We start from the raw sequence: 3514 nt of genomic DNA, 5'->3' as shown, positions 1-3514 counted from the left end.
TGTTTTGGGTTTATTTTTTTTTTTTTTGGCGCCCTTGGGGCGGGGGCGGGCGGGCCAGCGGGGGCGCCCCCCCGTCTCTGGTGTCAGCGGATCTCGCGTCGAACCTTCCACTCTGGACGGACGAGGCTGGGGTGGCGGCGGGCTTTGTGGGCCGGACTGCCCGCCGCCATCAGCATCAGCTCCTGGTCCGGCGTCGGGCAGCCGTCGGCCATGGCCTTCTCGGCCAGCGCCAGCGGGATGACCTCGGCCAGCCTCGGGCCGGGGATCACGGGGGCCTTCCGGCGTCGGCGGAACAGGCGCGCGAGGGTGCGAAGACCGAGCATGGTGGGTCCTCCCGTGAGCCGCGGAACACCAAGTGTGACAGCGGACACAGGTGTCTGGCTGTCCGCCGAACGGATCACCGCCAGAAGGCGGCGATCTCCTCGGCCAGCTTCGCGCCCTGCCGCCGGCCGGCCTCCGCCACCGGCGTGCGCACGGTCGGATCCAGCGGGTTCGTGCCCATCGCGGCCAGCACGTCCTCGTCCGGCTTGACGATCAGGACCGTGGACCCCTGCGCCCGCAACGCTTCCGCCTGCTCGGCGAGATCGGTGACACCGGGCATCTCCATGGCCTGCAGCACCAGCACGACATCCTCGCCGAAGGCCAGATCGGCGTTCTCGGCGCTGCGCACGCCGCCGTCGACATAGCGGCTGTCGCCGATCGTCACCGGCGGCCAGATGCCCGGCACCGCGCAGCTCGCCGCCACGGCGTCGACCAGGCCCACGCCGCTGTCACGGCCGAAAACCCGCTCCTCACCGGTGTTCGCGTCCACCGCGACGATCAACAGCTCCCGCTCGTCCGGCCACTTGTCGACCGGCACGCGGGCGGTGATCACCTCGCGCCGGGCCGCCTCGCTGACGGTCTCGGTGAGCAGCGCGATCCGGCCGATCTGCTGCCGCAGCGCGTCCCGGTCCGGCGGGTTCTCCTGGTCGTAGGCGAAGATCGCGGCCATCTTCTCCGGATCCACCACGGCCGGGATCTCGGGCGCCTGCTTGGCCGGATCCGTCTGCCTGGCCAGCAACTCGTCCATCGGCAGGCCGCTGACCAGCTGCGCGGCCACCGCCGAGCCGGCCGACGTGCCGACGATCAGATCCGCCTCGCGCAGGCCGATCCCGTCCAGTCCGGCCAGCAACCCGATCTCCCAGGCGATGCCGGCGACTCCGCCGCCGCCCAACACCAGTGCGTGTCCCATAACCGGATCATCCCAGGGTCGAAGGTCCCGCCCGAAAGGGCCTCATGTCGCTGCCGGGGCGGCCGATTCCGGTCGAGTATGGACCCATGAGCCTCGATCGGTCCGCCACCGGCACGGATTCGACCGGGCTGACCGTGCTCGACGAGGTGGAGTGCCTGCGACTGCTGGCGTCCGTGCCGCTGGGCCGGATCGCCGTCAGCGACCGCGCGCTGCCGTGCGTGCTGCCGGTGTACTTCCTGCTGACCGGGCGGACCGTGCTGCTGCGGGTGTCCGGCACCGGCCGGCTGGCCGCCGCCACCCGGGCCGCCGTCGTCGCCTTCGAGGCCGACGAGATGGGGCCGTCGGGCGGCTGGAGCGTGCTGGGCATCGGACGCACCCGATCCGTGCGTCCGGACGAACGCGCTGCGGCGAGTGGCCTGCGAAGGTGGGGAATCGGGGAGCACGACCGCTTCGTGGCCGTCGGGCTGGAGCTGCTCACCGGACGCCGGCTGCCCCCGCCGACAGGGTGATCGGCCGACGGCCGTTCGGCGGTCACGCCGGAGGCGTCGAATCTGGATCATCATGGGGTCGCGGGGCGGAGCTGGAGTTGAGGTAGTGCGGGAGCGGAGACCGGAGTCCGCGCGGTCGGAGCGGTTGCAGGGGTTGCTGGACGCGGTGCTGTCGGTGTCCTCGGGTATCGAGCTGGAGTCGACGCTGCGCCGAATAGTGCGCGCCGCCGTCGACCTCGTGGACGCGCAGTACGGCGCGTTGGGGGTGCTCGGGCCCGACCGTTCGCTGGCCGAGCTGGTCGACGTGGGCGTCGACGACCACACCCGCCGTCTCATCGGCGATCTGCCCACCGGGCACGGACTTCTCGGCGTGCTGATCCACGACCCGAAGCCGCTGCGGCTGGACGACCTGACCAGGCACCCCGCCGCTACCACCTTTCCGCCGCACCACCCGCCGATGCGAACCTTTCTCGGCGTGCCCGTGCGGGTGCGCGACGAGGTGTTCGGAAACCTGTACCTGACGGAGAAACGCGGTTCCGGCGGGTTCACCGAGGAAGACGTTTTTGTGGTGAAGGCGCTCGCGACGGCGGCCGGGGTGGCCGTGGAGAACGCGCGGTTGTTCGAGCAGAGCCGGCGGCGGCAGCGGTGGCTGGAGGCCTCCTCGGAGGTGCGGGCCGAGCTGCTGGCCGGCTGCACGGCGACCGACGCGCTGCAGATGGTGGCCCGGCGGGTGCGGGACCTGGCCGAGGCCGATCACGCCCTGATTCTGTTGGTGGACGAGGAGAACGACGTCCTCCGCGTGCATTCCTACGCCGGCCCCGGCGGGCGGAGCCTCGTCGGCCGTCAGCTGTCCGACGGCGACTCCGTGCTGGCCGCCATCACCCGTGACGGCTCGCCCCGGCTCATCCCCGACCTGGCCTCCTCGCTCGGCGAGCTCGGCGTCGACGCCGCGGAGTTCGGGCCCGCCGTCGCCGTCGCCCTGCGCTCGGCCGGCGGGGCCACCGGCGTGCTCATTGCCGTGCGGGACAAGGGATCCCGGGCCCTTGAGCCGTCCGAGGTGCCGTTGTTGAGCAGCTTCGCCGACCAGGCCGCCGTGGCCATCGAGTTCGCCGAGAAGCAGCGCACCCAGTGGCTGCTGGCCGTGTTGGCCGACCGCGACCGCATCGCCCGGGACCTCCACGACCACGTGATCCAGCGCCTTTTCGCCACCGGGCTCGGGCTTCAGGGCACCCTGCGCCGGGCCGCCGACCCCGATGTCCGGTCCCGGATCCAGAAGGCCGTCGAGCAGCTCGACGAGACCGTGCGGGAGATCCGGACCTCCATCTTCGACCTGCACACCTCCGGCGGCAACGGCATGGAAGGCTTGCGCCGCAGGCTGTTGGACGCCGTCGCCGAGCTCACCGCCGACGCCTCGCCCACCCCGTCCGTGCGGATCTCCGGCGCCGTCGACACCCTCGTGCCGCCTTCCGTCGCCGAGCACGCCGACGCCGTGGTGCGGGAGGCCTTGAGCAACGCCCTGCGCCACGCCCGCGCCTCGGAACTCACCCTCGCCGTGGATGCGGGGGAGGACCTGGTCATCCGCGTCGGTGACGACGGGATCGGCATCCCGCCGGACGTCCGCCGCAGCGGCCTGGCCAACCTCGCCGAGCGGGCCCGCGCCTGCCGCGGCACCCTCGACGTCGTGGCCCGCGACTCCGGCGGCACCCTCCTCACCTGGCGCGTCCCCCTGCCCTAACACCCCGGCGAGTCGCGCTCTCAGACACACCGAATGTAGGTCTCGGGCATGTGCCCGAGA

Annotated in this window: 4 protein-coding genes; 2 read left to right on the top strand and 2 right to left on the bottom strand. The window is 72.2% G+C overall.

The genetic code is table 11. The features are described 5' to 3' along the window. Positions 1-83: 83 nt before the first annotated feature. Together AB0M73_RS49660 and AB0M73_RS49655 are read right to left on the bottom strand one after the other, a co-directional pair. Positions 84-323, bottom strand: coding sequence for a hypothetical protein (locus tag AB0M73_RS49660; RefSeq protein WP_363907209.1), 240 nt, complete (start codon positions 321-323; stop codon positions 84-86). 74 nt (positions 324-397) lie between these two features. Further along, positions 398-1231, bottom strand: coding sequence for a patatin-like phospholipase family protein (locus AB0M73_RS49655; protein ID WP_363907207.1), 834 nt, complete (start codon positions 1229-1231; stop codon positions 398-400). A gap of 86 nt (positions 1232-1317) precedes the next feature. Here AB0M73_RS49655 and AB0M73_RS49650 point away from each other — a divergent pair, with 86 nt between their 5' ends. Both AB0M73_RS49650 and AB0M73_RS49645 read left to right on the top strand, forming a co-directional pair. Then, positions 1318-1740 carry a pyridoxamine 5'-phosphate oxidase family protein gene (locus tag AB0M73_RS49650; RefSeq protein WP_043725543.1) on the top strand — a complete coding sequence of 141 codons (423 nt, stop codon included), beginning with the start codon at positions 1318-1320 and terminating at the stop codon, positions 1738-1740. 85 nt (positions 1741-1825) lie between these two features. Next, entirely contained in the window at positions 1826-3454 is a 1629-nt protein-coding gene (locus AB0M73_RS49645; RefSeq protein ID WP_363907205.1) for a GAF domain-containing protein, read from the top strand. Positions 3455-3514 lie beyond the last annotated feature (60 nt).

The organism is Kutzneria sp. NPDC051319 (genome assembly GCF_040682195.1).
Lineage (GTDB): Bacteria > Actinomycetota > Actinomycetes > Mycobacteriales > Pseudonocardiaceae > Kutzneria.
Note: the sequence above shows the minus strand (reverse complement) of the source record. Positions and strands in the feature narration are given on the sequence as shown.